The organism is Asticcacaulis sp. EMRT-3 (assembly GCF_030027245.1).
In the GTDB taxonomy this organism is placed as follows: domain Bacteria; phylum Pseudomonadota; class Alphaproteobacteria; order Caulobacterales; family Caulobacteraceae; genus Asticcacaulis.
Map to the genome: position 1 here is coordinate 2,616,649 of NZ_JASERT010000001.1, position 25,885 is coordinate 2,642,533.

28 protein-coding genes and 1 pseudogene are annotated in these 25,885 nt (G+C 60.8%); 18 read left to right on the forward strand and 11 right to left on the reverse strand.

The genetic code is table 11. The features are described 5' to 3' along the window. Both QB905_RS12295 and QB905_RS12300 read right to left on the reverse strand, forming a co-directional pair. Complete coding sequence (locus QB905_RS12295; protein ID WP_282975313.1) at window positions 1–1,158, reverse strand: hypothetical protein; 1,158 nt, start codon at window positions 1,156–1,158, stop codon at window positions 1–3. Beyond that, entirely contained in the window at window positions 1,155–2,099 is a 945-nt protein-coding gene (locus QB905_RS12300; protein WP_282975314.1) for a response regulator, read from the reverse strand. Before QB905_RS12300 ends, QB905_RS12295 begins: the two co-directional genes overlap by 4 nt. Before the next feature lie 151 nt (window positions 2,100–2,250). Between QB905_RS12300 and QB905_RS12305 the strand changes: the two genes are divergently transcribed. The 3 genes from QB905_RS12305 to QB905_RS12315 all read left to right on the forward strand — a co-directional run bounded on the left by QB905_RS12305 (window position 2,251) and on the right by QB905_RS12315 (window position 3,963). Then, the gene (locus QB905_RS12305; protein ID WP_282975315.1) at window positions 2,251–2,658 is read left to right on the forward strand and encodes a Tat pathway signal protein; all 408 of its coding nucleotides are present in this window, start codon (window positions 2,251–2,253) and stop codon (window positions 2,656–2,658) included. A 94-nt stretch (window positions 2,659–2,752) separates the two neighbouring features. Then, window positions 2,753–3,136: a phasin gene (locus QB905_RS12310; RefSeq protein WP_282975316.1), complete on the forward strand. Its 384-nt coding sequence runs from the start codon at window positions 2,753–2,755 to the stop codon at window positions 3,134–3,136. A 44-nt stretch (window positions 3,137–3,180) separates the two neighbouring features. Further along, the gene (locus tag QB905_RS12315; RefSeq protein ID WP_282975317.1) at window positions 3,181–3,963 is read left to right on the forward strand and encodes a 3-hydroxybutyrate dehydrogenase; all 783 of its coding nucleotides are present in this window, start codon (window positions 3,181–3,183) and stop codon (window positions 3,961–3,963) included. Between the two features lie 243 nt (window positions 3,964–4,206). Here the strand turns inward: QB905_RS12315 and QB905_RS12320 are convergent, their stop codons facing one another. The 4 genes and pseudogenes from QB905_RS12320 to QB905_RS12335 form a co-directional block, all read right to left on the reverse strand. After that, window positions 4,207–5,271 (reverse strand): endo-1,4-beta-xylanase, encoded by a 1,065-nt coding sequence (locus tag QB905_RS12320; RefSeq protein WP_282975318.1) that lies wholly within the window; start codon window positions 5,269–5,271, stop codon window positions 4,207–4,209. Window positions 5,272–5,288: 17 nt separating this feature from the next. After that, window positions 5,289–5,702: a flagellar FliJ family protein gene (locus QB905_RS12325; RefSeq protein ID WP_282975319.1), complete on the reverse strand. Its 414-nt coding sequence runs from the start codon at window positions 5,700–5,702 to the stop codon at window positions 5,289–5,291. Window positions 5,703–5,790: 88 nt separating this feature from the next. Beyond that, window positions 5,791–7,134, reverse strand: a complete 1,344-nt coding sequence (gene fliI, locus QB905_RS12330; RefSeq protein WP_282975320.1) for a flagellar protein export ATPase FliI — start codon at window positions 7,132–7,134, stop codon at window positions 5,791–5,793. Between the two features lie 62 nt (window positions 7,135–7,196). After that, window positions 7,197–8,094, reverse strand: a pseudogene (locus QB905_RS12335) (isopenicillin N synthase family dioxygenase). 206 nt (window positions 8,095–8,300) lie between these two features. Here QB905_RS12335 and QB905_RS12340 point away from each other — a divergent pair. The 6 genes from QB905_RS12340 to pseI all read left to right on the forward strand — a co-directional run bounded on the left by QB905_RS12340 (window position 8,301) and on the right by pseI (window position 15,208). Further along, window positions 8,301–10,139, forward strand: a complete 1,839-nt coding sequence (locus QB905_RS12340) for a S1C family serine protease (protein WP_282975321.1) — start codon at window positions 8,301–8,303, stop codon at window positions 10,137–10,139. A gap of 173 nt (window positions 10,140–10,312) precedes the next feature. Then, entirely contained in the window at window positions 10,313–11,005 is a 693-nt protein-coding gene (locus QB905_RS12345) for an OmpA family protein (RefSeq protein WP_282975322.1), read from the forward strand. Between the two features lie 62 nt (window positions 11,006–11,067). Then, window positions 11,068–11,862, forward strand: coding sequence for a WecB/TagA/CpsF family glycosyltransferase (locus tag QB905_RS12350; RefSeq protein ID WP_282975323.1), 795 nt, complete (start codon window positions 11,068–11,070; stop codon window positions 11,860–11,862). Between the two features lie 70 nt (window positions 11,863–11,932). Beyond that, window positions 11,933–12,991, forward strand: a complete 1,059-nt coding sequence (gene pseB / locus QB905_RS12355; protein ID WP_282975324.1) for a UDP-N-acetylglucosamine 4,6-dehydratase (inverting) — start codon at window positions 11,933–11,935, stop codon at window positions 12,989–12,991. Further along, complete coding sequence (pseC, locus tag QB905_RS12360; RefSeq protein WP_282975325.1) at window positions 12,988–14,169, forward strand: UDP-4-amino-4,6-dideoxy-N-acetyl-beta-L-altrosamine transaminase; 1,182 nt, start codon at window positions 12,988–12,990, stop codon at window positions 14,167–14,169. The genes pseB and pseC overlap by 4 nt, the downstream gene beginning before the upstream one ends. Next, window positions 14,159–15,208 carry a pseudaminic acid synthase gene (pseI, locus tag QB905_RS12365; protein WP_282975326.1) on the forward strand — a complete coding sequence of 350 codons (1,050 nt, stop codon included), beginning with the start codon at window positions 14,159–14,161 and terminating at the stop codon, window positions 15,206–15,208. The genes pseC and pseI overlap by 11 nt, the downstream gene beginning before the upstream one ends. Window positions 15,209–15,211: 3 nt before the next feature. On the opposite strand, the gene QB905_RS12370 is transcribed toward pseI, so the two are convergent. Further along, the gene (locus QB905_RS12370; RefSeq protein WP_282975327.1) at window positions 15,212–15,817 is read right to left on the reverse strand and encodes a DUF4019 domain-containing protein; all 606 of its coding nucleotides are present in this window, start codon (window positions 15,815–15,817) and stop codon (window positions 15,212–15,214) included. A 62-nt stretch (window positions 15,818–15,879) separates the two neighbouring features. Further along, the gene (locus tag QB905_RS12375; protein WP_282975328.1) at window positions 15,880–16,731 is read right to left on the reverse strand and encodes a pirin family protein; all 852 of its coding nucleotides are present in this window, start codon (window positions 16,729–16,731) and stop codon (window positions 15,880–15,882) included. Window positions 16,732–16,869: 138 nt separating this feature from the next. On the opposite strand from QB905_RS12375, the gene QB905_RS12380 reads away from it, so the two are divergent. Genes QB905_RS12380 through QB905_RS12390 form a run of 3 tightly spaced genes read left to right on the forward strand, consistent with a single transcriptional unit; the run spans window position 16,870 to window position 18,512 of the window. Beyond that, a complete protein-coding gene (locus tag QB905_RS12380; protein ID WP_282975330.1) occupies window positions 16,870–17,454 on the forward strand; it encodes a glycine zipper 2TM domain-containing protein in 585 nt (194 codons plus the stop codon). A gap of 18 nt (window positions 17,455–17,472) precedes the next feature. Further along, entirely contained in the window at window positions 17,473–18,114 is a 642-nt protein-coding gene (locus QB905_RS12385; RefSeq protein WP_282975331.1) for a trimeric intracellular cation channel family protein, read from the forward strand. Between the two features lie 14 nt (window positions 18,115–18,128). Next, entirely contained in the window at window positions 18,129–18,512 is a 384-nt protein-coding gene (locus tag QB905_RS12390; RefSeq protein ID WP_282975332.1) for a DUF302 domain-containing protein, read from the forward strand. Here QB905_RS12390 and pseF read toward each other — a convergent pair. From pseF to QB905_RS12405, 3 genes are read right to left on the reverse strand one after another with little or no spacing between them, the layout of a single operon-like run. After that, window positions 18,493–19,191, reverse strand: coding sequence for a pseudaminic acid cytidylyltransferase (gene pseF, locus QB905_RS12395; RefSeq protein WP_282975333.1), 699 nt, complete (start codon window positions 19,189–19,191; stop codon window positions 18,493–18,495). The two genes, QB905_RS12390 and pseF, sit on opposite strands and share 20 nt — an antisense overlap. Beyond that, window positions 19,188–20,117: a phytanoyl-CoA dioxygenase family protein gene (locus tag QB905_RS12400; protein ID WP_282975334.1), complete on the reverse strand. Its 930-nt coding sequence runs from the start codon at window positions 20,115–20,117 to the stop codon at window positions 19,188–19,190. Before QB905_RS12400 ends, pseF begins: the two co-directional genes overlap by 4 nt. 17 nt (window positions 20,118–20,134) lie before the next feature. Next, window positions 20,135–20,356, reverse strand: a complete 222-nt coding sequence (locus QB905_RS12405) for an acyl carrier protein (protein ID WP_282975335.1) — start codon at window positions 20,354–20,356, stop codon at window positions 20,135–20,137. Window positions 20,357–20,544: 188 nt separating this feature from the next. Here QB905_RS12405 and QB905_RS12410 point away from each other — a divergent pair, with 188 nt between their 5' ends. The 6 genes from QB905_RS12410 to QB905_RS12435 are packed head-to-tail and all read left to right on the forward strand — an operon-like array spanning window position 20,545 to window position 25,877. Then, window positions 20,545–21,612 carry a 3-oxoacyl-ACP synthase III family protein gene (locus QB905_RS12410; RefSeq protein ID WP_282975336.1) on the forward strand — a complete coding sequence of 356 codons (1,068 nt, stop codon included), beginning with the start codon at window positions 20,545–20,547 and terminating at the stop codon, window positions 21,610–21,612. Further along, window positions 21,605–22,717 carry an aromatic ring-hydroxylating oxygenase subunit alpha gene (locus QB905_RS12415; protein ID WP_282975337.1) on the forward strand — a complete coding sequence of 371 codons (1,113 nt, stop codon included), beginning with the start codon at window positions 21,605–21,607 and terminating at the stop codon, window positions 22,715–22,717. Before QB905_RS12410 ends, QB905_RS12415 begins: the two co-directional genes overlap by 8 nt. After that, entirely contained in the window at window positions 22,714–23,481 is a 768-nt protein-coding gene (locus QB905_RS12420) for an SDR family NAD(P)-dependent oxidoreductase (protein WP_282975338.1), read from the forward strand. Before QB905_RS12415 ends, QB905_RS12420 begins: the two co-directional genes overlap by 4 nt. 5 nt (window positions 23,482–23,486) lie before the next feature. Then, a complete protein-coding gene (locus QB905_RS12425; RefSeq protein WP_282975636.1) occupies window positions 23,487–24,335 on the forward strand; it encodes an alpha/beta fold hydrolase in 849 nt (282 codons plus the stop codon). Further along, window positions 24,335–25,312 carry a UDP-2,4-diacetamido-2,4,6-trideoxy-beta-L-altropyranose hydrolase gene (gene pseG / locus QB905_RS12430; protein ID WP_282975339.1) on the forward strand — a complete coding sequence of 326 codons (978 nt, stop codon included), beginning with the start codon at window positions 24,335–24,337 and terminating at the stop codon, window positions 25,310–25,312. Before QB905_RS12425 ends, pseG begins: the two co-directional genes overlap by 1 nt. Beyond that, window positions 25,305–25,877: a GNAT family N-acetyltransferase gene (locus QB905_RS12435; RefSeq protein WP_282975340.1), complete on the forward strand. Its 573-nt coding sequence runs from the start codon at window positions 25,305–25,307 to the stop codon at window positions 25,875–25,877. Before pseG ends, QB905_RS12435 begins: the two co-directional genes overlap by 8 nt. Window positions 25,878–25,885 lie beyond the last annotated feature (8 nt).

Genomic DNA, 25,885 nt, shown 5'->3' on the forward strand with positions numbered 1-25,885 from the left:
CTATGTCTCGCTGTAGTGTGACACCAGCGACAGGGAATCCTCAAAGTCCATCAGGATGTCGCCATATTCGAGCGGGGTCAGGCTGTGGGTCAGCAGGCTCTGGTTCATGCGGTAGGCCCAGAAGGAACCGATATGGCTGAGAATGCCGATACTCTCGCCCAGTTCGAAGAACATTTCCGGCCCGTCGAGCAGGAAGCGGCGGAAGGGGCCCGCATTTTCTCCCTCGACCAGAGCGTGGTAAGCCTGATCATAGACGATCAGGATGCGCCCGACATGGCGGATGGCGGCGACGATGCTCTGGGCCAGACGCGGGCGGGCGATTTTCAGATATTCGCGCAAGGCGTCGTCGCAGGCGCCGATCGGCTGATAGCTGGCCAGGCCTTCCAGCACCTTGCGCAATTCTTCGCGCAATTCGATATGCCGCCATTTGAAATAAAGAAAGCCGCGCCATGAGAAAATGCCGTCGGAAAATTCGGCGTCCGTCATGCGCAGTGTGGTTTTCAGCGGGGCCAGTTCCGTGTCGAGTTCATTGGACAGGATCTTGTCGGCCAGTTTGACCGCCGCGCCGGCGCTCAGCACATCGGCGAATGCCGTGCGCACCAGTCGCTCGATCTCTTCATTGGTGAAGCTGATCATGCGCTGCACATCATAGGGCGCAATTTTCAGATAGCAGGCCGCCGGACGAAAATTATTGCGCGCCAGGTGCTCGCGCACCAGAAACGGATCGAGCGACGGCAGGGTGTCGAGCAGGCGCAGGGTCTGGACATCCTGATGGGCATTGAGGTCGTCGGTGTTGAAATAGCCACGGCAGAACGAATCGAAGCCGGTCTGGCCGACGAGGATGGAGCGTCCGCCCAGTTTGAGGTCATTCGGATCGAAGGGCAGGATGATCTTGGTGGCGGTGCGGCGCGGACGGGCGAACAGATCGCGTTCATTGGCGCGCAGCGTATGCTTGACGATGATCGCCTTGTTCATCTGAGCGTTGCGAAAGAACGGCTTGTTGCGGTATTCGGGCTCATGGGCCGATGACAGATAGATCCGCGACAGGTTGAGCACGCGCGAGGTCGAGGCGGTTTCGCCCAGATTGACGAGGTTGCGCGCGTCGCGGCTGGAGCTGGCCATGCCGCCTTTGGAATCGACATGGGCATAGGCGTTCATGAGGCCACCTTGCGATGCTGGCGGCGGTGGGTCACCAGAGTGTCGAGATGGGTCACGATGGCGAGCGCTTCGTCATGATCGGCGGGCGGTTCGCCATTGAGGCGGATCAAGGCATCGAGATGGACATCGAGCACATCGGTCTCGGCCCGGTCGCCGAACAGGCGGACATAGGTGTTGAGTGAGGCGGCGGCGTGTTCGATCAGGCGCATACGTGCATCATGGGCGGCGGTCTGGGTATCGATCAGGCGCGTCACCACCATATTGAGCGCCTTTGGGTTGATCGTGCCGCTGGTCTGCATCAACTGGCGCAGGCTGCTCATCTCTTCGAGCGCCTGCATTTTCAGCGCTTCGGATTTCAGGCGTCTGGCGGAGGGTGGCTTTTGTGGCTTGCGACCGGACGGCGGCGCGGCGGCCATGTCGCCCGTACGCTGACCCAGTCCGGGGAAAAGCGCAGCCTTGCGGCGTGTGCCGGCGGTCATTGGGGTGATGTTGCGCGCTTTACGCAACAGGGCCTTGGAGATGGCGCGCAGCAGAGAATTGGCCGAGAAGGGCTTGACGACGAATTCCGTCACCCCCGCCCGGTGTGCCTGATCGACATCGCGCACGCGCTGGCGGGCGGTCAGCATGATGATCGGCATGTGCGGATTGGCAAAGCGCGTGTCGCCATTCAGGGCGGCGTGGCGCACCTCGGTCACGAGATCAATGCCCGACATGCCGGGCAGGCCCCAATCGACGATCAAAAGATCAGGGGCATGGGCCTGCATCATCACCACGGCCTCTTCGGCGTGGCGGGCGAAGTAGAGATTGACAAAGCCGGAGGCACGCAGCAACTCCATGACCAGACGCCGCGTGGCGTCGTGATCCTCGACCACGAGCACCGTCACCCCCACGGGGTTGAGCCTGCGCATCAGGCGCGAGGTAGGGTTTGACTGTTCGATCATCACGAGGAGGTGCGCCGCGTCCTTGATTGCAATCTCGACAGGCTAGGGCAAATCCCTTAATTCCGCGTTGATCAAGTTGCTGTTTTTAAAGTTAATTTTTACTTTACCCTGTTTAAACTGCTTTTAACGAAACCATGAGAAGGTAAAGGTCATGATCAAGCGTCGTCATCTTCTGCTCCTGCCCGTTCTGGCGTCTGCGCCTGCCCTCCTGTCCGCCGCGCCCGTTTTCGCGGAGACGAAGAAGAAGGGTGGCGGCGATGGCTATACCCAGTTTCCGACCATCAACGTCTTCACCGATGCCGACCGTTTGCGTCACGGCACAATGAGCGTCGATCTTGGCCTGTATAGCGATGATCCCAAGCTGGTGGCGCAGATCAAGCTCTATATGCCGCGCCTTCAGGACGCCTATGTCACCGTGCTTCAGGGCTATGGCGGCACTCTGAACCGCACCTCCGTGGTCGATACCAACTATATCAGTATGCAATTACAGGCCGTCACCGACCGGATTTTACAGGTGCATGGCGCCAAGGTGCTGCTGGGTTCGATTTTGCTGAATTAGGCCTTATCGGCCATTTTGCATTGCACATATCGACAATAGGCCATAGTTTTGCCGGGCTTGCGGTATAGAGCCGTAAGCCTCATGGAGGCTTGCCATGACGACCCGATTTTCACCCTTCACCCAGTCCTCGTTTGAAGCCGGTCTGAAGCTGATGGAGGCGCAGAGCCAGCTTGCGGCGCGCAGCCTGATCAATCTGATCGAGATGATCTCCACCAGCACGCACCGCTACAGCGAAGACACCGACCATTTTACGCAGGAAGCTATGCGCCTGATGAATGCGGCGGCCAGCGCGCCCGATGCCGCCGCCCTGGCCGAGGTGCAGAAGCGCTGGGCCGAAACCTGCCTGACCTATGGCAAGGATCGCACCCAGGCCACGCTGAACTTCGTCGAGCAGTGCGGACAGCAGGCGCTCAATATCGCGGCGCGGCATGGTCAGGGTGGCGCTGACCAGAACAGCTCTGAAGCCCCGAAAACCTAAATCTGATCCTGAAACCTCCTCCCCTCCCCAATAGGATGATATACATGACTCTGGCTAACAAAACCGCTCTGATCACCGGTTCGACAAGTGGCATAGGTTTAGGGATCGCCAAGACGCTGGCAGCGCAAGGTGCCCATATCATGCTCAATGGTTTCGGCGAGGCTGACGCCATCGAGGCCGAGCGCGCCGGGCTGGAAAAGGATTATGGTATCAAGGCGCGCTTCAATGGTGCCGACCTGACCAAGCCCGACGCCATTGCCGGGCTGGTCAAGGCCTGCGATGAGCTGGGCGGGGTCGATATATTGGTCAATAATGCCGGCATTCAGCACGTGGCACCGATCGAGGATTTCCCGCCGGAAAAATGGGACGCCATCATCGCGCTCAACCTGACCGCCAGCTTCCACACCACGCGCCTGACCTTTGCGGCAATGAAGGCGAAAAAATGGGGTCGCATCGTCAATATCGCCTCGGCCCATGCGCTGGTGGCTTCGCCGTTCAAATCGGCCTATGTGTCGGCCAAGCACGGGCTTTTGGGCCTGACCCGAACCATCGCTCTGGAAGGCGCTGAATTCGGCATTACCTGCAATGCCATCTGTCCCGGCTATGTCCATACGCCGCTGGTCGAAAAGCAGATTCCCGACACGATGAAGGCGCGGGGCATGACGCGCGAACAGGTGATCCGCGATGTGATTCTGGCAGCCCAGCCCACCAAGGAATTCGTGGCCGTCGAGGATATTGCGGCGCTCGCCGTCTTCCTTTGTTCGGATGCGGGCAAGTCGATCAATGGCGCGCCTCTGTCCATCGATGGCGGCTGGGTGGCGGCCTGATCGGCATTCAACGCTTTAGGCTCTATGGAATGGGCGGCGACGGCCATAAGGCAAGAACCCCCACCACCAACGCGCAGGCGCGTCGGTCCCCCTCCCCAGTAAACTGGGGAGGTATATAGAAAGCCGCTCTTTTTTATACCTCCCCACCTCTGGTGGGGAGGGGGACCGCACGAAGACGCGAAGCGGCTGAGATGGGGTGGTGGGGGTTCTTACTTTAATTATGCGCCGTCAGTGCCCAGACCCTTAAACCGTCATCTCCAAAGCCTTGGCGAAGGCGCGGGCCATCGGCTTGGGCCTGCCCAGCCGGTCAAACAGCAACGGCTCGTCGGGCAGTTTCAGGCCCGGCTGGCGGTTGATCCACGAATCGCTGTCGCGCAGGCCCCAGATGGTAACGCCGTAGCGCTGCGCCGAAGGCAGGGCGTCATAGGTGTCCAGCAGCGTATTGATCAGGCGAATCTGATCGAGGCGCGGTTCGGCCATATTGGTGATGCGGTCTTCGTGCAGCGAAATATCAACCTCGGACATGTGCAGCATCAGGCCGGTTGAGGCCAGATCGCGGATGGCGGTCTTCAGGGCCTGCGGCGGCAGATCGGCCTGAATATGGGTCTGGCTGCCGATACCGTGTAGCGGCGCGCCCGATTTCAGCACGCGCTCGACCATAGTGAGGAAGGTCTTGCGTTTGGCGGGCGTCAGTTCGAGATTATAGTCATTGATAAACAGCTTCGCTGCCGGATCGGCCTGATGGGCAGCGGTCAGGGCCAGACCGATATAGTCATCGCCCAGAACCTGACGCCACAGACACGGACGCAGGTCGTGGCCGTCATTCCAGACCGGTTCATTGACCACGTCCCAGCCGCCGATGCGCCCCTTATAGCGGCCAACAACGGCCTGAATATAGTCGGCATAGGCCGCGAGAAAGGCATCGGGCCTGTTCCCCAGTTTTGCAAAGCTGGGGCCGCCCGGCTGATCGTACCAGATGAGGGTGTGGCCGTGGAAAGCCATGCCATGCGCCTCAGCAAAGGCCACCAGCCGGTCGGCGCGATCAAAGCGCAGAGTGCCGTCGTCGCCCAGCACATATTCCATCTTCATTTCCCATTCGGGGGTCAGACGTGAATATTGCTGCGCCGCCAGCTTCGCCCAGTCAGGCTCAACGATCTGGCTGGCCGTGGCGGCGACGCCGAGCGGGTAGGGGGCCAGGCTTTTCAGTGGCGGTGGATCGGGCAGGGTCTGGGCGGTGCAGCCGGTGGTGACAGCCAGGCCGGACAGGGCTGCGACGCCCGCCAGCCAGTCTCGCCTTGTTGCCTTCATGGATGGGCCTGCATGGATTAAGCCGGACGCGCCATGCGCAGCGCTACTTCGTCAAGAGCGGCGTTTTCCGCCTTCTTTTCGGCGGCGAGGCGGCGCAGATGGCTGAGTTCGGCGACGTGCTCGAACTTTTTCAGGTCTTCGAAAGCGTGAGCCAACTGATCGCGCACACCTTCTTCTTCATGGCTGACCAGATCGAGTTCGGTCTGGATCGTGTCGCGGCGCATTTTATAACCGCGCTTATAGGCAGTCAGGCTGTGGCCGAGCGCCGGATCGGCGGCTGAGCGCACGCATTCCAGCTCATATTCGGCGGCCAGTGTGGCGATCTTCATTTCGGCGTGGGTGCGGCGGGTGACCACTTCGGCCAGTCGTTTTTGCAGGGTTTCCACCTCATAGGTGGACAGGCGGATCAGCGACTGGGCCCATTTGGTCATGGCGTTACTCTCCATTACTTTTTTTGCGTTCAAGCGCCACGAACGCTATCGCGTCCGGAAAACCAGCTTAAAAGACGGTTTGATTCCGTTAAGCCTTGGCAAGAATTTCGGCCAAAAGTGTAAAGGAGTCGTCAAGACTTGTGTATTCTTCCTTATCCTGACGCAGGAAGTGTTCGATCTCCGGATTGAGGATAATGGCGCGGTCAACATCGGGATCCGAACCCTGACGATAGGCGCCGATGCGGATCAGTTCTTCCATATTGCTATAGGCCGACATGACCTTGCGCGCTTGGCGCACCACCTCGCGTTCGGGGATGGTCTGGCATTCGGGCATGGTGCGGCTGATCGATTTCAGCACATCAATGGCCGGAAAACGTCCGCGTTCGGCAATGGTGCGGCTCATGACGATATGGCCGTCGAGAATCCCGCGCACGGCGTCTGCGATCGGCTCATTATGATCATCGCCATCGACCAGCACGGTGAAAAGCCCGGTGATCGGGCCCGCCTGAAACTGACCACCCGTGCCGTCTTCGAGTACGGGGCCGGGGCCGGCGCGCTCCAGCAATTTGGGCAGTTCGGCAAAACAGGTGGGGGTATAGCCCTTGGTGGTGGGTGGCTCGCCGGTGGCCAGTCCGATCTCGCGCTGGGCCATCGCAAAGCGCGTCACCGAATCCATCAGGCACAGAACCTCCAGTCCCTGATCGCGCAGATATTCCGACAAGGCCATCGTCATATAGGCGGCCTGGCGGCGTTTCAGCGCCGGTTCGTCCGAGGTGGCGACCACGACGATGGCGCGCTTCAATCCCTCCGGGCCAAGCGTTTCCTCGATAAATTCACGCACCTCGCGGCCACGTTCGCCGATCAGCCCCACCACGACGGCGTCGCAGGTGGCTTCACGCGCCAGCATCGACAAAAGCACTGACTTGCCGACACCGGAACCGGCGAAAACGCCGAGGCGCTGGCCACGGCAGCAGGTGGTGAAGACATCCATCGCGCGCACACCGAGATTCAGGCGCTCACCGACGCGGGCGCGTTTGTGCGCCGAAGGGGGGGCGGCTTTCAGCAGATAGCCTTCCGGCCCCTGCGGCAAGGGGCCGTGGCCATCGACCGGATTGCCGAACGAATCGACGATGCGGCCCAGCCAGGCCGAAGTGGGGAACACTTTCGCGCCTTCGGAGGAAATGCGGATTTCGGCGCCGGGCGTGACGCCTTCGACCGGGCCAAACGGCATCATCAGGGCGCGGTCTTCGCGGAAACCGACCACCTCGACCGGCAAGGGGGCATCATGGCGGCGGATGATTTCGCAGCGCGCGCCCACCTGCATATAGGATAGTCCGCCCTTGGCCTCGATCAGCAGACCGCTGACCGCCGCCACGCGCCCGAAGACGCGCACACTTTCGACATTTTTAACGAGATCAATCAGGCCCTGCATGGTGCACAGTATGGTGAATCACGGCTTAAGAAAGGTTAATGCGCGCTTTTATCCGCCAGGTTTTAGGCCAGTTTGATTTCGCGCAGGCGCTGCAACAGGAAATCATGGGCGGTGATCGCTTCGGGAAACTGATCGGGGCGGGCGTCCGATATGCAGCCGGGCAGGGTTTCGATCAGGTAAGGTGGCTCGAAATGCAGGAAGAAGGGCGTCGAATAGCGCGCGATACCATTACGTGCCTCGGTCAGGTTGATCACCCGGTGCAGGGTGGACGGCAGGACACCATTGGTCAGGCGCGACAGCATGTCGCCGATATTGCAGACGATGCAATCAGCCGGCGGGGTGATCGGCAGCCATTGGCCGTCGCGGTCGAGGATTTGCAGGCCCGGTTCCTCGGCACCGAGTAACAGCGTGATGACATTGATGTCGCCATGCGCCCCGGCGCGCACGCTCATCCCCGGTTCATGAACGGGTGGATAGTGCAACAGACGCAAGACGCTGTTGCCATCACGCACGAGCGGGGTGAAAAACTCGCGCTCAAGGCCGAGCCAGGCGGCGAGGGCACCCAGAACCTGTTTGCCGAGCGCATCGAGCGCTTCATAGAGGGCATAGGTGCTGGCGTGAAAATCGGTGATTTCCTGCGGCCAGATATTGGCGGCCATATAGTCGCGGTAAGGGTGACTGACGGGCAGTTCGCGGCCGATATGCCAGAAGGCTTTCAGGTCGTGGGCCTGCGCGTCCCTGGCGGTTTCGACACCGAACGGTGTATAGCCGCGCGCCCCGCCGCCACCGGGCTGGTGGTATTTGAGCTTGATCGATTCGGGCAGGGCAAAGAAGGCCTTCGTGGCCGCCGAGCACGGCGAAACCATAGCGCTCGAAAGCCGCGCCCTGTTGTGCTGAAAAGGCTTTGAAATCGTCGTTATACAGGGCCAGGGGCACGGGCGGGATGGCGGAATCGGGCATGACGGGGTCACAAACGGCAGGATTCGGGGCGGTTGAGGAGCCATTTGGTGTAACGCGCCGCGCTAAAATATCACAGACCTTTTTAAGCTTGGCGCGGGGGATGATTTTTGTCGTAAACTCCGCTATGAACCGGCAAAGCTGTTGGGGAATAGTTTTTTCAAAGGAATATAGATTCAGTGTCAGGGGCGGGCGGGCGTATCGGGGGCATGAAGACGGCGCTTTTCGGAGCGGCGGGCCTCATTGTGTGCCTTGTGCTGGCCTGGCTGATACTGGCCATGCCCGGCCATGCGCAGGCGCAGGACGGCGATGCCGGTTCGACTGCCAGTGCCGGTTCTGGCGGTTCGCTTGGCGACATGGTCGGTTCCGACCTGCAACCGATCAATTCCACCAAGGCCCTGACGGTCGCCGAACAGTCGGTGGTGCGGGTTCTGGTCGTGTATCGCGGCTATGGCGGCCAGCCGCTCGATACGGTGGGCATGGGCTCAGGCTTTGTGGTGGCGCCCGGCTATATCGTCACCAATTATCATGTGGTCGAAGTGCCGCCTGAGGCGTCATCGGCTGATATTTACATCGTGCCGCACAAGGATTCCGGCGCCACCTACCAGCAGGTGCAACTGGTCAAGCCGTGGGTGGAGGGCGATCTGGCCCTGCTGGCCGCGCCCAATCTGAAAATCGCCCCGCTCAAGCTTTATCTGACGCCCTATAAGAATGAGCGCGTGGTGGCGATGGGCTATCCTGATGTCACCGATCACCTGCTCAACCGTTCGGGCACGGCCCTGCTCGAACCGGGCGACGCCTATGTGACGCAGGGCTCGATCGCCCTGTTTGCCTCCTCAAATCCCGATGGGTCGCGCGTCGATACCCTGTTTCATACCGCGCCGATCAATCACGGCAATTCGGGCGGGCCGCTGCTCAATGAATGCGGTCAGGTGGTGGGGGTCAATACCTGGACCGCACCGTCCACCCTGTCGGCGGGCGGTGATCTGGATGTAGCTGCCGGTCAATTCGTGGCCACCCATGTGTCGGCGCTCAACACCTTTCTGGCCTCGGCGGGCGTGACGCCGCAGATCGTATCTACGCCCTGCTATGCCCGCACCGAGGATGAGATCGTCAAGGACGACGCCCTGACCAAGGCGCTGGCCGCCGCCGCCGCCGCCCAGGCGCAGCGCCTTGATGAACAGAAGAAGGCCGAGGCCGACCGCGCCGTGATGGAGCGACTGCAACTGGGGGCGATGGTCATTCTGTCGCTGCTCGTTCTGGTGCTGATCGCCCTGATCGTGCGACGTGAAATGCGCCACCGCGCCGAGATCCACGCCAGCCGCGAACCGGAGGCGCCGACGGCCTTTTCGGGCGATACGCCGGAAAAGCCGCGTCCCGAAAAGACGAAGCCGGTCAAGGCGGAAAAGGTAAAACCGGAAAAAACGGCCCCGGAAAAAACGGCTCTTGAGCGTATCCGACGCGCGCCCTTGCGCCATCCTGTGCCCTGGGGCTGGATCATTCTCGGCCTGATCATTGTGGTGGCCGTGGCCGCCTTCCTGATCAAGGACCGCGACATCTATAACCACCTGCCCAAAGCCAAGCCCGCTGTAGCCGTGGCGAAGGACACCGCCGTGCATATGGTGTGCGCTGTCGATAAGGCGGCCTCGCCCAATGCGCTGCCCGGAGCAGGCCCGATCGAATTCGAGTTCGATGCTGCCCATGCCTGCGTCAATGACCGCACCCCCTATGAGCGCCAGCCCGACGGCACGCTGGTGCGCTTTACCCTGGCTGACAGTGATCCGGTGGCGGCGCGTATGGAGCTGTCGGCCGATGGCACGGTGTTCCGCCGCTTCGATTACCGGCTGGATCCTGCTGCCTACAAGACCTTTCTTGATCAGCGCACGGCGCTCGGTTCGCTGCGCTGCTCAGCGCATGACGATCCGGGCGCTCTGGTGGCGCTCAGCGAGAATCTGGCCAAGGTGCGCGCCCTGTCGCAGAGCTACCTGACCATGCCGCCGGAAACCTCGACCGTCTGGAGCTGCCACAAGGTGGCCAACGGGGGTTAAGCCTTCATCCTGCGTTCAGCCAGGTGCCTGTAAATCGTCTTTGCACCACCGGGATCCGGGACGCCTCGCAGGACAGTTTTACCGGTTTCTAACAGGCTGCGCTTACATTTCCGTCCCGTTTCTTATGGCAACCATGCCAGGATGGGCACCGCTATCTGAGGAGTTTTTGAAATATGCACACATTGATGACAGGGTGTAAAAATCCGGGCCGTAAGCTTCTGCTCGGCCTGACGGGCGTGGCCTTCCTGCTGGCCGGTTGCGAAACCACCGACACCTCCAATGGCCTGAAGACACATTCCAACACTCAGACCGGGGCGCTGATCGGTGCCCTGGCCGGGGCAGGCCTTGGCGCGCTCAGCAACAAGAAGGGCGATCAGGCGCGCAAGAATGCCGTTCTGGGCGCGGGGATCGGCGCGCTGGCGGGCGCAGGCGTTGGTGCCTATATGGATCGCCAGAACAAGGACTTGCGCGCCAAGCTGGAAGGTCATGGCGTCTATATCACGCGCTCCGGCGACAATATCATTCTGAACATGCCGGGCGATGTCACCTTCTCGTCGGGCAGCGCCGATCTCAATGCCGGTTTCATGCCGGTGCTGAACGATGTGGCCACCATTCTGAACCAGTATCCGTCCACCTATATCGATGTGGTCGGCTATGCCGACAGTCAGGGCGCGGAAGCCTATAATCTCGATCTCAGCGAGCGCCGCGCCAATGCCGTGGCCGGTTATCTGGTCGGGCAGAAGGTCAAATCGCAACGCATCTATGTGGCCGGCATGGGTGAGGCCGATCCGATTGCCAGCAATGACACGCCGGAAGGCCGCGCTCAGAATCGCCGCGTCGAAATCACCCTGCGCCCGGTGGAATAGTTAAGCGCCGGTTTACCCTCTCTCTTGAGGGAATATCAAACGGACGGCCTTAGGATGGCGGCATGGAAACAGCATGTCGTCATTTGGGGCGTTCTTTGGGCCGTCTTTCGCTTCTGGGAGCCGAGGTCGATGTCATCACCCCGGCCCATGTGCTCGATTTCGTGGCCATGCGCGCCACATCGGGGCAGGGCGGCATCGTGGCCAATCACAATCTGCACAGCCTTTACCTGTATCAGAAAAGCGCCGCTATGCGCGCCTTCTATGCCCTGGCCGATCTGATCGAGATCGATTCGACGCCGATGATCGCCTGGGCCAGGCTGCTCGGCCATCAGGTATCGCGCGATCACCGCTGCACCTATCTCGATTTCCGCGAAGATTTCTGGGCGCGGGCGCAAGGCCATGACTGGTGCATCTATCATATTGGCGGGGCTTCCGAACATAATGCTGCCTCGCGCGATGCTATCCTGCGCCGCTATCCGGGCGTTCGCCTGCACCTGCATACCGGTTATTTCGATATGAACGGCCCGGACAATGACGCGCTGCTGGCCGATATTGCGATGCACCGCCCGCAGGTTCTGCTGGTCGGCATGGGGATGCCGCGTCAGGAAATGTGGATACTGGCCAATCATGACCGCCTGCCGCCGTGCGTTATCCTGCCGGTCGGCGCTGCCTTCGATTACGAGGCGGGCGTGATGTACACACCGCCGCGCTGGACAGGACGGATCGGCCTTGAATGGCTGGTGCGCTTCGTGCATGAGCCGCGCCGCCTGTTTGAACGTTATTTCGTCGAGCCGTGGCACCTGATTCCGCAGGCTCTGAAAGATGTGGCATCGCGCCGCATCGGATCTGCAACTTAATCTCCGTTAACGGCGCATTAAGCGCAGCATCGCAAAACTGGTGGCTCATCAGCCTCGCAGTCAGGTCGTCATGTCGCCCTCATCCCCGCTCTATCGTGATTTTTCGCCGACCACCGATCCTGTTCAGGGCAAGGTGGTGCTGATCACCGGCGGCACCGGTTCGTTCGGGCGGCGCATGGTGCAGACACTTCTTGAAAATCACGCGCCGCGCAAGGTGATCATCCTGTCGCGCGACGAACTGAAGCAGTATGAGATGCGCTGCGATCTCGAAGACCGTTTCGATGCCCAGCAAATGGCGAAGATGCGTTTCTTCCTTGGCGATGTTCGCGACCGCCAGCGCCTGCAACTGGCCTTTCGCGGTGTCGATATTGTGATCCACGCCGCGGCCTTAAAGCAGGTGCCTGCGGCGGAATATAATCCTTCTGAATGTATCGCCACCAATATCAATGGCGCGGAAAACGTCGTCTGGGCCTGTCTGCAAAACCGGGTCAGCCGCGTCGTGGCCCTGTCCACCGACAAGGCGTGCTCGCCGGTTAATCTGTATGGCGCTACCAAGCTGGCTTCTGATAAGATTTTCGTGGCCGCCAATAATCTGGCCGGTGACATCGGCACGCGCTTTTGCGTGGTGCGTTATGGTAATGTCGTCGGGTCGCGCGGCTCGGTGGTGCCCTATTTCAAACGACTGCTCGATCAGGGCGCGGCGGAATTGCCGATCACCGATGCGCGCATGACGCGCTTCTGGATTTCACTCGATCAGGGCGTGGCCTTTGTGTTGTCGTGCATGGAACTGACGCAGGGCGGGGAGATCTTCGTGCCGAAGATTCCGGCCACCCTGGTCAGCGATCTGGCTCTGGCGATGGCGCCGGACGCCGGTCATAAAATGATCGGCATCCGTCCAGGCGAAAAACTGCACGAGATGATGATCTCGGCGGACGATGCGCGCTCGACCTTTGAGCTGGACGACCGCTATGTGATCGAGCCGGAATTCGTCGAATATCAGCGCAAGAGCTTCAGTAAGGTGCGCGGTGCGCGGCGGGTGGACGAAGGTTTTTATTACGCCTCCGATAATAATGCCGAACGCCTTGATGCACAGGGTATCCGGGCGATGATGGACGCTTACCTGATATGAGCTTCCTGCCCTATGGCCGCCAGTCGATTGACGATACCGACATCGCGGCGGTGGTGGCGGCGCTGCAATCCGATTTCCTGACCACCGGCCCGCTGGTTGATCAGTTTGAGCAGGCGCTGGCGCAAACCGTGGGGGCGCAGGAAGCCGTGGTGGTGTCTAACGGCACAGCCGCCCTGCATCTGGCGGTGATGAGCGAAAATTTAAGCCCAAAGGATGTGGTGATCGTGCCCGCCATCACCTTTGCCGCCACGGCCAATGCGGTGGCCTATTGCGGGGCGCAGGTGGTCTTCGGCGATGTCGATCCGCTGACCGGGCTGATGAGCGATGAGGGCTTTGACGCGGCGCTTGAGCTGATCGCGCGCGACTATGCCGATCACCGCTTTGCCGGGGTGATTCCGGTGCATTATGCCGGGCGGACGGTCGATCTGACGCACATCGCCGAGGTGGCCGGAATGCACGGCGCTTTTGTGATCGAGGACGCCTGCCATGCGCTCGGCTCGGTGGGGCCGCAAGGCCGGGTGGGATCATGCGCGGCGTCCGACATGGCCTGTTTTTCGTTTCATCCGGTCAAGACCCTGACGACGGGCGAGGGTGGGGCGATCACGCTCAATGATCCGGTGCGAGCACGCCGTCTGAGAGCCCTGCGTTCGCATGGCATCGAGCGCGATCCGGCGCATTTCGTGGCTGAGGAGCGCGGTCCGTGGGTCTATGAGATGCAGGCACTGGGCTATAATTACCGCCTGCCTGATCTGAATTGCGCGCTGGGCCTGTCGCAGTTGCAGCGCCTTGCCCACTTTGCCGAACGGCGCGCAAAGCTGGTGGGGCAATATCAGAAGGCGCTGGGCGCGTCCAACCTGCCGGTGCGCTGGGCAGCGCCCTTGCCGGGTGAGACGCCGGTGTTTCACCTGTTTGCCGTATCGATTGATTTTGCCGGTCTGGGCATGACGCGCGAAGCCGTGATGGAGGCCTTGCGGGCGCGCGGTATCGGCACGCAGGTGCATTATATCCCCGTGCCGGACATGCCCTATTGGCAGCATAATGCGCTCGGCAAACGTGATCTTCCGGGTACGGAGCAATTTTACACCACCACCCTGTCCCTGCCTTTGTTCGCCGATATGAGCGATGATGATCCGGCGCGCGTGGTGGCGGCCTTAAGCGAGGTTTTGCATGGCTCTTGAAGTCACGATAGCGGGCCGCAAAATCGGTGCCGGTCACGAGCCCTATATTATCTGCGAATTGTCGGGCAATCATAATGGCTCGCTGGAGCGCGCCCTGGCCCTGGTCGATGCCGCCGCCGCCACGGGCTGCGATGCCATCAAGCTGCAAACCTATACGGCCGACACCATCACCATGACATCTGACCGGCCGGAATTCTTCATTCATGGCGGGCCGTGGGATGGCCGCGCCCTGCATGATCTTTATAATGAGGCCCATACGCCGTGGGACTGGCATGAGGCTCTGTTTGCGCGCGCTCGCCAGCACGGCGTCACCATGTTTTCATCGCCGTTTGATGAAACCGCTATCGACCTGCTCGAAAGCTTAAACGCGCCCGCCTATAAGATCGCCTCGTTTGAGCTGGTTGATCTGCCGCTCGTCGCCTGCGCGGCCTCGAAAGGCAAGCCGCTCATCATGTCCACCGGCATGGCCAATGCCGCCGAGATCGACGCTGCCGTCCAGACGGCGCGCAAATTCGGTTCGGGGGAGATCATCCTGTTGCACTGTGTGTCCAACTATCCGTCCGATATTGCCGACGCCAATGTGCGCACCGTACCTGATCTGGGCGCAAAGTTTGGCTGCGTGTCGGGACTGTCGGATCACACCCACGGCGTCGCGGCGTCGGTGGCGGCGATTGCGCTCGGCGGAGCGGTGATTGAAAAGCATTTCACCCTGGCCAGATCGGATGGCGGGCCGGATGCGTCGTTTTCACTCGAACCGGCGGAATTTACCGCTCTGGTACGCGATTGCAAGGATGCGTGGAAGGCGCTGGGCCACGTCCATTACGATACTCTGGGTACGGAACAAGGCTCGAAAACCTTCCGCCGTTCGCTGTATGTGGTCAGGGATGTCAAGGCTGGCGAGGTGCTGACCAAGGACAATATCCGCTCGATCCGTCCGGGTTTGGGTCTTTCACCTGCCCGCCTGTGGAATGTACTGGGCAAGGTAGCCACGCGCGATCTGGTGCGCGGGGAACCTCTGGCGATGGATATGGTAGGTTAGACATCAATTTGCTGAATAATTGGGGCAATTTGTCGATAATGATGTCCAGAGTTGATCGAGGGTGGCCCGTGATTTGGTGCGTTCTATGTCTTTGGCATCGGCATTGCTGATAAAATTGCTCTCTTCACGCATCAGCTTAAAATCATCATTTTCAGATTTTTGGTAAAATACAAGATAACCACATTCACGATCAATATTTGCAAACTTGCCTGCAATGTCGACAGCGACATAGATACCTGGAAAGGGCGCGTCGGCAGGGTCTTTGGTCCAAGTTATTTTCAATACGGTTCTTTGCTTGGTGGAGCCCGCCTGCTCAAGGAAATTACGATTGTTTTTTGCAAACTCATCGTAAGTTTGATTTTGCTGATCGATTGGTGCCATCATGTCATAAGCTTGCTTATATTCGCCATTGTCTATGGCTGCAAAATAGCGCTGCACCGCAAATGTAACGGATTTGAATTCCGCTTCTGAGGGGAGCCATCCTTTCGCGGAGTCAGTGGTAATATTGACCTCGCGCCAAGGTTTATTCAAAGTTGCGGATGCGGTCTGGGCGTCTGTCGCGCCCACAATCGCAGATACTGCAAAGCATAAAACGATATATAATTTCATGACGTCCCCCCCCCCATTCAGTCTTTCAACATTCCTATAGGCCATAGCCTAAAGTCAAGGGATCAACTTGGCGTACCAAACCGGCCCGCCTGATAATCGGCATAGGCCTGATGGATTTCGGCGGCGGTGTTCATCACGAACGGGCCGTGGGCCACGATCGGCTCATTGATCGGTTCGGCATGACCGAACAGCACAACGGCGTCGCCAATGGCTTCGATGTCGACCACGTCGCCTTCGCCAAATTCGACCAGACGTTCACGCACGGCATCGACGCCATTGACCGCCACATCGCCGCGCACCACATAGCAGAAGACATCGCGGTTTTGCAGACCGTCAAAACGGATGCGCCCGCCGGGTTTGAGCACCAGCCAGCTCATGAAAACGCCGGTCAGGGATTGGATCGGCCCGTGCTGGCCCTGCCATTCGCCCGCCACCAGATGCAGGGCGCATTTGCCATCATCAAGAACCGGAATGGCGTTGGCCTGCACGCCGGTATAGCGCGGCGCGGTCATTTTCAGCTTTGCGGGCAGATTGATCCATAGTTGCAGGATTTCCAGCGGCCCGCCCGCCTGTTTGAAGCGTTCGGGCGACACTTCTTCGTGGACGAGGCCCGATCCCGCCGTCATCCACTGCACGCCGCCCTTTTCGATGATGCTTTCATGACCGCCTGAATCGCGGTGCGCCAGTTCACCCTCAAGGATGAAGGTCACCGTCTCGAAGCCGCGATGCGGGTGCGGGCCAAAGGGCAGGCCCCTGTTGCCCGGCGCATAGGTTTGCGGCCCGTGGTGATTGAGGAATAAAAACGCGCCCACATGGCCCAGATGCGGGCCGGGCAGGGGGCGGCGCGTCACCAGATCGCCGATGTCGTCACGATAGGCTTCATGCAGGGCGAGAACGGGTTTGGATGCGATCATAGACCCCATGTAGGCCCTCATGTCGATCAGGCAAGAGGTGTGTCATGATTAGGCCATCTGTCTGGCGCTTTATTCAGCCTGCGTTCAGCTTGGCGAGCCTATAGAACAGCCAGCTTTCCCGTTTGATGAGTCATGACCATGCGTATTGCTCTCCTTCTGGCCCTTGGCCTCGCCGCTGTCGCCCAGCCGGTTCTGGCGCAGAGCGCTTACGACAATCCCAATGACGGCTATCCCGGCGCGCAGCCGCAGTTTCAGCGTTACAGCGGTGCGCAGAATACTGGCGATGCTTATGAGCAGGGCCGGGCCGATCAGGCGCGCGCCGATGATGGCGCGCCTGCGCAGGGTCGCCACTATGACGGCTATTGCTATGCCCGCAAGGATCAGGCCTCGGCCACCGGCGCCATTGCCGGCGCGGCGCTCGGCGGGGTGATCGCCAACGGCGCTTCCGGGCGCTGGGATCGCGGCTCTAACACAGTGGCCGGTGCGCTGCTGGGCGCGGTTCTGGGGTCGAGCGTCGGGCGTTCCAGTATCGATTGCTATGATGGCGACTATTATCCGTATGACGCCGGTTATTACGCGCCGCCGCCACCGCCCGTCGGCTATTCGGTCGTCTATTTCAACAGCCGCCCGTCCTATGGCTATCACTATGTGTACCGGTCTTATGGTCGGGGCTATGGCTGGGATCATGGCTGGGGCGGGCGCGGCTTTCATCATCGCTGGTAAGCTGCTAAATCAGCGCCTATGGATGCGTTGAACACTGCCCTTTTCTGGCTCGACTATGCGGCTGTCGCTGTCTTTGCTGCCACTGGCGCACTGGCGGCGGCGCGCCTGCGTCAGGATTTCATCACCTTCACCTTTTTCGCCGCCATCACCGGCGTCGGCGGCGGCACCCTGCGCGATCTTTTGATCGGCGCGCCGGTCTTCTGGGTGCATCGCCCCGGCTATATCATGGTGTGCGTGGCGATGGCGGGGCTGATCTGGTTCGTCGGCGGGCGCGGCTGGCGTTTCCGGGCGCTGCTGTGGCTCGATGCTCTGGGCATGGCCGCCTATGCGGTGGTTGGCACGGCCAAGGCGCTCAGTCTCGGTGTGCCGCCGTTTTCGGCCATGATCATGGGGGTGCTGACCACGGCGTTTGGCGGGGTGATCCGCGATGTGCTGGCGGGTGAGCCCAATCTTCTGCTGCGCCGTGACATCTACATCACCGCCGCGCTTTTGGGCGCAGCCACCTTTGCGGGCTTAAAGCTGACGGGTTTGAGCTTCTGGCCTGCGGCGATTCCGGCGTTCGTGCTGGCCTTTGGCCTGCGGGCGGCGGCTATTCGTTTCCATCTCAGACTGCCCGCTTTTCAGGGCGCGCAGAAAGACCTGCCGTCCCATCATTCCTGAACAGGAGATTTCCGATGAAATATATTGTTGAAAGCAGCAAAAGCGTCGATCAGGCCGTGGCCGCCCTGCACGAGGCCGTGCCCGCTCACGGTTTCGGCATTCTGCATATTCATAATCTGAAGGAGACGATGGCCAAAAAGGGCGTCGCTTTCGACCACGAATGCCAGATTCTCGATGTCTGCAATCCCGGCAAGGCCAGGGCGGTCTTGAGCGAGGACATGACGATGAGCCTTGTCCTGCCGTGCAAGCTTTCGGTGTATGAAGAGGGCGGCAAGACCCATATCGGCATGGTGCGGCCCACCGCCCTGCTGGGCGCGATGAGCGATTCCCCCGGCATGGCCGAGGTCGCCAAAGAGGTCGAGGCGACGCTGACCGCGATTATTGACGCTGCGAAATAAGCACGCGGAAGGCTTGCTCGGCCACCTCCCAGTCTTCGGGCGTGTCAATATCGACCACCAGATTACGCGGCAGGATAACCGGTGCGGAAATCGGTGAAAAGGTGATCTCGCCCCTCAGCCAGGCCTCGCTCCAGCCCCAGTAGAACTGCGCGGCGTCATGAAAGGCCGGTTCCAGATCCTGTGAGCGCTTCATCAGGTTTTCCGGCCAGAACATGTCAAGCCCGCCATCTGCCGTCTGGCGCAGGGCGCGCTGGATCGGAAAGGCGTAGGAGGTGACGGAAAAAGCGAAGCGCTTGCCCGGTTGTTGCAGGGCGTTCCAGCCCTCTTTCAGCTTGTCGGGATCGAGAAAAGGGGCGGTGGCGTAGATGCAGCAGCAGGCATCGGCGGCTTCGCCCTGTTCGGCCAGCCATTGTAAGGCGTGAACGATGACCGGCCCCGTGCCGGCGTGGTCATTGGCCAGTTCGGCGGGGCGCATGAAGGGGGTTTCGGCGCCGTGTTCGCGCGCCACGGCGGCGATTTCGTCGTCATCGGTCGAGACGATGATGCGCTCGAACAGGCCACTGGCCTGTGCCGCCCGGATCGCATAGCTGATCATCGGCTGGCCGTGAAACAACTTGATATTCTTGCGCGGAATGCGTTTTGAGCCGCCGCGCGCCGGGATGACGGCCACCTTTTTCATGCCATCACCAGTTTGTTGATATAGGGGTCACGGCCTGCAAGCGGCAGGCGCTCGCTACCACGCGGACAAAAGGGCGACGGATAGAGATTATATTCGATGGCCAGCAGCAGGCGTGGTTCATCGACCGGCAACTGCCCCTTGTGAAAGCCATAGACATCTTCGAGAAACCACGAACCGGCGGGGCCGGTGATGCGCGCGATGGACGCCTCGCCAAAGGTGGCGGCAATGGCCTCGTCGGTCTGGGCGCGGCCCGTATCGAGGCGACGGTCGCGGTGGGAGCCGCGCACGAATCTGTGCGGGCCGGACGCTTCATCAACATCGGTGAGATAATAGAAGGCTTTGAAATTTCGGGCGCAATCATAATCGCGGTGGAAGCGCTGCACGCTTTTGGCGGTTTCGCGGCCTGGGTAAGACCAGGTGATGCCGATATTATCGATCACCGGCTTGCAGCCCATATAGGCCTCGGCGACGGCCAGTATGTCGGGCTGGTTCATCAGGGCGGCCATGTGCGGCGCGCGCAGGGTTTCGTTCCAGCTATAATAGCCGATATTGATTTCGTCCGAAGGCGGAGCATCCCAGCGAAAGCTGCCAAGATGCGGCCGGTAGGGGTCATGGCAGGGGGTGGCTTTAAAATAGGTCACCAGATCGGCCAGCCAGCCGGGATCGATGGCGGGCTGCATATCGGTGACGCCCTCTTCGCGCAATTGCTCAAGCAAAGCCCTCGCCCGCGCTGACAGTTTCAGACCGGGCGTTTTTGGCGCAAAGGCGGACAGGGTTTGCACCAGGGCCTGGCGCTGGCCCAAGCCCAGCACGGGCAGCAGGTCATAGGCGATGTTGCGACTGTCTGTGCGCGCCCGCCCGGCGAAATGGCGGAGGCTGGGTATGCGCGTTTTCAGGCGCTCGGAAAAGGTAATCTTGTCGCCCATCAAAGCGTTCGGGCGTTTTACAGATCGACCAGGGCGGCCAGATCGTCGAGGGTTTTGGCGTCTTTCAGCTTGTCGCTATCCACCGCCTTGCCCAGATCGGCATCGACCATAGCGACAAAGGTGATGACCGACAAGGAATCCCAGTTGCCGACATCGTCGATCTTTTCCTCTCCGGTCAGGCCGGACGGATCGGCTTCGAGAATGTCCGCGACGGCGGCGATAAAGGCGGGCTTGTCCATGACGAAATCCTTGCAAAAGAGGCGAAACCGGCCGGTGATGCGACCGCGAATCGTGTGATCATAGCTAAGACTCTATCCCTCAATATAAGCTTAATATTGCGCGAGCAGAACGTGCGATCTTAACCCTTTTTAAGCTTCGCTGACTATGATGCGAATCGCAGTCGGCCTTGCAGGCCAGGGAGGTATCTATGCCCGAAACCCATCTGGATGGGATCGCCTTTCGCGGCGTTCGCGCCTGCGTTCCGGCTCAGTCGCGCACGCTCGAAGACGAAAACCTGATCGATACCGAGGCCGAGCGCGAACGGCTGATGAAATCGATCGGTGTGCGTTCGCGCCATATTGCCCGCCCCGAGGTCATGACCTCCGATCTGTGCCATAAGGCGGCCGACGGCCTGCTCGACCAGCTTGGCTGGGCGCGCGACACGGTGGATGTGTTGATCTTCGTCACCCAAAGCGCCGACTATGTGATCCCGGCCACGGCCTGCGTTTTGCAAACGCGCCTGGGCCTGGGTTCATGCCTGGCTTTCGATGTCAATCTCGGCTGTTCGGGCTATCCATACGGCCTGTGGCTGGCAGCCAGCCTACTCAAAAGCGTCAGCGTCAGCGGACGGCCAGCACGGGCGCTTATTCTGGCTGGTGATATATCTTCGGCGCGCATGGTGCCCGGTGATCGCAGCGTCATTCCGCTGTTTGGCGACGCCGGCACGGCCACGGCGCTGGAAACCGACCCGGACGCCAAACCCATGCACGGCGTTTTCGGTACGGATGGCGCGGGCGCAGAACACATCATCATCAAGGCGGGCGCGCTCAAGGGGTCGTTGCTGCCGCAGCGCGAAGCCATGAGCGAGGAGGCCTTCGAGCAGCTTTACCGCGATTCACGCCTGTATCTGAACGGCACTGAGGTTTTTAACTTCACGCTGAAAAACGTGCCGCCGCTGGTTCAGGCCATTTTTGATGCGGCCGCCGTTTCCATTGACGATGTCGATTATGTCGTCTTCCATCAGGCCAATACCTTCATGCTCAACCATCTGCGCAAGAAATCGGGCCTGCCGGAAGACAAGGTGCCGATCGCCATGGAAACCTTCGGCAATACCTCATCGGCCTCGATTCCGCTGACCCTGTGCGCGCGCCTGTCTGACGCCCTGACTGAGCCGCGCGAACTGGTCTTTATCGGTTTTGGCGTCGGCTGGTCGTGGGGCGCGATGAAGCTGTCAGTCAGTGGCATTCCCGCGCCGCAGATCGATGACTATGGCTGATACGTTCCGCATCGCAGCGCTACGAGGACGGATCGCGGCGGATTACTATCATCGCGATGACGTATTGGCGGCTGAGCTGGAGCATGTCTTCAAGCCGTCATGGCTGTGTGTCGGATTTTTGCAGGATGTGCAAAACCATCAGGATTTTATCACCGCCCGGATCGGTCATCACGACATTGTGGTGCAGAATTTCCACGGCGAACTGAGGGCTTTTCGCAATGTCTGCTCGCATCGCTTTGCCCGCATCCAGTGCGCCAGCACCGGCAATCGTCCTCTCCAATGCCCCTATCATGGCTGGACCTATGACGGCGCGGGCCGTCCGGTTGGCATCCCGCTCAATGGTCACAGCTTCAGTCTGGATGAGGCGGACAAGGATGCGCTGGCGCTCGAAGCCTATGCGCTGGAAACGGTCGGCCACTTCGTCTTTGTACGGATGAGTCGCGAAGGCCCCTCCTTGCAGACATTCCTCGGCAGCTTTTATGACGATTTGCATCATGTCAGCGAAACCTGCCCGGATCGTTTCGAGAAGGATAGTTTCGACTGGGAGGCCAACTGGAAACTGGGCATGGACAATGCCGCCGAAGGCTATCATGTGCCTTTGGTTCATGCCGAAAGCTTCGGTGAAATCCTGTCAACCGACCTGACCCTGACCACGGATGCGGGCCATAGCCGCTATGTCGGTCAGTTGAAAGAGCGCTCGCTGAAATGGTGGGGCAATGTCGCCAAATCGATCCGGCTGGAACCCGGCGACACATATCCGCACTATGCCAGCTTTCTGATTTTCCCCAATATCATCGTTGTTTACGCCTATAGCGCCTTCCTGACCTTCCAGACTTTTGACCCCACCGGGCCGCAAACCTTGCGCATCCATACGTCGGCATGGCTGGCGCGCAATAATGGCCGGGCCGCACGCGATATGGTCGTTGAGTCGCTAAGAGGGTTTTCGGCTCAGGTGCGTGACGAGGATCGTGACATCTGCGCCAAAGCCCAACGCGGCACGCGGGAAGCGGGGGCACGGCGCCCCTTGCTGGGAGTTATGGAAGGGCGTATTCGTCATTTTCAGGAAACCTATATACAGTATATGCAGAAAGCCCGATTACCATGAGCCAGCCCCTCTTCAACCCCATGTCAATGGAGGGGCGCACGGTTCTGGTTACCGGGGCGACGAGCGGTATCGGCATGGCCACGGCCATCTATCTGTCGCGTCTGGGTGCGCGCGTGGTGGCCAGCGGACGCAGCGAAGAACGTCTGGCCGAGGTGATGAGCCAGCTTGCAGGCGAGGGTCATCTGGGCAGGCTGTTCGATCTGGCGCAGCTCGATGAGATCGTGCCGTGGCTGAAGGCCCTGTGCGCTGAGATTGGCCCGCTCAATGGCATCGCCCACTGCGCCGCCGTGCAGGCCACACGGCCTATTCAGGCCATCAATGCCGACTTCGTCACCAACGCCCTGTCGCAGAATCTCGGCGCATCCCTGATGCTGGCGCAGGCCTATCGCCTGAAGGCCTGCCGCGGCACACCCGCTTCGCTCGTCTATTGTTCGTCATCGGCGGCCCTGCGCGCCGCCCCCGGCAATGTCGTCTATGCCGCCACCAAGGGCGGGCTGGTTTCAGCGGTCAAGGGCCTGAGCCATGAACTGGTGCGCGACGGCATCCGCGTCAATGCCGTGGCCCCGGCCATGGTCGATACGCCGATGGCCGAAAATTTCCGCACGATCGTATCGCCGGAAAAGTTCGCGCACGTCGTAAGCCTGCAACCGCTCGGCCTTGGCCGCCCCGATGATGTGGCCGCCGCCATCGCCTATCTGCTGGCCGATACGGGCCGCTGGGTGACCGGCACGGTGCTCAATGTCGATGGCGGGTTTCTGGCGTGACCACGATGGCTCCCGCGCGCAGCCCGGTACGCAAGCTGGCGCGGCGCATCCATGACGGCCATTCGCGCGGGCCTTTGAGCTATCTCGACATGGGCAGGGCCGACGCGCCCGCCATCGTTTTCATTCATGGCTTCGGCGCTGATCTGCTCACCTGGTATCTGTGTCTTGTGCCGCTGGCATCGTCGTTTCGGGTGATCGCGCTCGATCTGCCGGCGCACGGCGCCTCCACCACCGAGGTTGGCGACGCCTCGCTCGACGCCATGCTCGACTGGTTCGAGGAGGCGCTTGAGCTGCTCGATGTGCGGGCCGCCCATCTGGTGGCCCATTCGATGGGGGCCAAGATCGCGCTCGGCTTTGCGCTGCGCCATCCCGAACCCAGCCTCAGCCTTGGGCTGGTTTCGCCCGCCGGACTGGGTGGCCATGCCAATCACGATGCGCTCAACGCCTTTATCGACGCGCCAACGCCAGAGCTGGCCGAAGCCTTTGCCCGTCGGCTGACCGGCCCGGCAGCCGCGCATTTGCTGCCCGCCATGACGCGCGCCCTGATGGAGACGATGTCCGACTCTGAGCGCCGCACCGCCCTGGGTCACCTGCTGGGCCGGTATCAGGCCTCGGCCCTGACCTGTTTTCAGACCAATGCCACTTTTTCTGCCGGGGATTTGCTGGGGCTGCACTGTCCGCTTTTGATCCTGTGGGGCGCGCATGACGACATCCTGCCCCGGCCCGATATGGCGCAATTGCCACCGCACTGCCAATGGGTTCACCTGGCGGATGCCGGACATGTGCCGCACATGGAAACGCCGCAGGCCGTGGTGGCGGCGTTGAAAAGCTTCCTCTCAGCCGGGGTGGCCTGATGCGCCTGTTTATCCGCACGCAAGCCTCAAGCGCCATCGGCATGGGCCATTTCATGCGCTGTTTCGCCATTGCCGAAGCGGCGCGCGCGCAAGGGTTGGCGGTTACCTTCCTGCTGGATGCTCTGGAAGATGGTGTGCGCCAGCGCCTGAGCGAGATTGGGGCGGATGGTGTCGTCATACCCGCTCTGGGCAGCGGCGAAGACCTGATGCGGCTGTCCGAACTGGGCCTGACGCGGCGCGACTGGCTGATCGTCGATTCCTATGCTGCCGACGAAGCCTATCTGGCCGCCTTAAGTTTGCTGGCGCGGCTGTGCGTGATCGACGATCTCGGCCTGCTGGCCGTCTATGATGCTGATCTGCTGATCAATCCGGCTCTGGCCGCGCCCGATATGGGCTATGCGACCAAAACGCGCGCCCGCTGTCTGCTGGGGGCGCCCTATGCCTTGATCCGACGCGAGTTCCGTGAGGCTGTGGCGCGGCCCGACGGGGTGGTGACGATCATGTTCGGCGGTTCCGATCCGCAGAACTTAAGCGCCGCCTGCGCCGAAATCCTGCTTCACAATGATATGTTCCGTGTACGGATCATCGCGGGCCCGGCCAATGCGCACATCGCCGGATTGCGGGCATTGGCGGCGCTGCATGACCGGCTGGAGGTGGTGGCGTCGCCGCCCTCCGTTGCCGAAGCCCTGAGCGACAGCGCGCTGGTGATCACGGCGGCGGGCGGTACGGTGGGCGAGCTGGCGGCGATGGGGCTGCCCGCGCTGGTGCTGGTGGTGTATGATAATCAGGCGGCGGCGCTGAGCGCCTGTCCCTATCCGGTGATCGATGCGCGCACGGGCCTGCCCACGGATCTGACGCTGCGGGTGGCGGCCCTGCTGGCCGATCCGGCGGGGCGCGTGCAAAACGGTCAAAAGGCGCATGGGCTGGTCGATGGGCTGGGGCCGCGGCGCATTATGGAGGCCATGACCGGTGTATAGTTTTTTGTCCTGCCGCCCGGTGACGCCGGATGACGCGAAATTGCTGCTCGACTGGCGCACGGCCCCGCACGTCACGCAATATATGCTGACCGACGTGCCCTATGACATCGAACGCCAAAGGGGCTGGATTCAGCGCTGTCAGGCGCGTGACGATTATCACGACTGCATCCTGCAATGCGAAGGCCGCGACATCGGCTATACCTCCATCACCATCACGGACCGGCATTCCGGCATAGGTGAGATCGGCATCTATATTGGCGACCTGACCGCGCCGCACGCCCTGACCATGTATAATTTCGTTCACACGCTCAACCATGCCTTTTTCACGCTCGGCCTGCACAAGCTGGTCAATCATGTGGTGGCGTGGAATGGGCGCGTGGTGAAGATGCAGGCTTTTAACGGTTATCGCCATGTCGGGGTATTGAAAGAGCACGCCCTGAAGGACGGGGTGCGCCACGACCTGCATATTTTCGAGCAGTCGGCAGCCGAATGGGCCGTATTTCGTAAAAAATTTCCCGATAACCGTAACTGGTGGGGCGCACAAACAGTATATGATGGACATTGAAGCATTCC